The sequence below is a fragment of the Lentzea indica genome (assembly GCF_012184385.1).
GTDB classification, from domain to species: domain Bacteria; phylum Actinomycetota; class Actinomycetes; order Mycobacteriales; family Pseudonocardiaceae; genus Lentzea; species Lentzea indica.
On sequence record NZ_VSRL01000561.1, the window covers coordinates 1 to 1155 of the forward strand.

Annotated in this window: 2 protein-coding genes; one reads left to right on the forward strand and one right to left on the reverse strand. The window is 70.8% G+C overall.

The genetic code is table 11. From position 1 onward, the window contains the following. Positions 1-643: PucR family transcriptional regulator (locus FXN61_RS49590; RefSeq protein WP_188136343.1), on the forward strand; the 643-nt coding region annotated here is incomplete at its 5' end. Here FXN61_RS49590 and FXN61_RS49595 read toward each other — a convergent pair. Then, a complete protein-coding gene (locus tag FXN61_RS49595; RefSeq protein WP_376770835.1) occupies positions 564-1025 on the reverse strand; it encodes a LacI family DNA-binding transcriptional regulator in 462 nt (153 codons plus the stop codon). The genes FXN61_RS49590 and FXN61_RS49595 overlap by 80 nt on opposite strands. Between the last annotated feature and the right edge of the window lie 130 nt (positions 1026-1155).

The following is a 1155-nucleotide window of genomic DNA, read 5'->3' on the forward strand; positions in this document are numbered from 1 at the left end:
CCCCGCCGCGCACGCCCGCCTGCTCACCGAACGCCAGCAGGTCGCCGACGCGTTCGCCATGCACCTGACCGCCGTCCACCCGCGCGCCGCCGCCGCGTTGATCGGCGACGTCGCCTACGCGATCCTGCCGGCGGAGTCCGAGGACAGGGCCCTGCGCATCGCGACCGACTTCCGCAACCGCATCGGAAACCACGTCCTCGTGGGCGTCGGCCAGGTGACGGACGGCCTGACGCTGTCCCGCTCCCGTGCCTGCGCCGATCTCGTGCTGCGGGTGCTGCGCGCCGGTCGTGCCTCCCGCCCGGTGGCGCGAGTGTCCGATGTGCACAGTGAGGGACTGCTTCTGGAGCTGTCCGACCTGATCGCCGAACGTGGCGACACGCTGACCGGACCCGTCGCCCGGCTGATCGCCTACGACCGCAAGCACAGCGCGTGCCTGGTCGAGACGCTCGGCGCCTGGTTGGACGCCTTCGGGGACGTGGCGGCGGCTTCGGCTGCCGTTTTCGTGCACCCCAATACTTTTCGCTATCGGTTGCGGCGGCTGTCGGAGGTCGGGGAGATCGATCTCAGCGATCCGAACGCGCGGTTCGCGGCGATGCTGCAGTTGCGGTTGTGGCGGCCGGATGCCGCTGGGCCGGCGCGATGAACGCGGCGGTGGAGTCCCTGACCACCAACGTCGTCGCGAGCTCGATGTGCAGCGCCTCCGGCAGATGACCGTCCAGCACACGCATCAGCTGGGTGACCGCGATCCTTCCCATCTCCTGCAACGGTTGCCGCACGGTGGTCAGCCGCGGATCGGTCGCCTCGGCGAGGTCGATGTCGTCGAACCCCGTCACGGACAGGTCTTCCGGGACGCGCAGACCGCGTTCCCGCGCGGCCTGCAACGTGCCCACCGCGACCTTGTCGTTGAAGCACACGATCGCGGTCGGGCGGGGCTCCAGGTCGAGCAACTCCGCAGCCGCTCGCTTGCCCTGCGCGGTCGTGGGTTCGACGTGCCGCAGGCGATCCGGCGTCAGCAGGACGCCCACCTTGGCGAGGGCGGCGCGGTGGCCGGCCAGTCGCGGTCGACAACGCCGGAATCGCGTTCCGGGTGTCGCCGAGCTCCGCGTGGACGGTGCCGATCATCGCGGTCAGGTCCGTTTCGTCGTGGAACCGCGC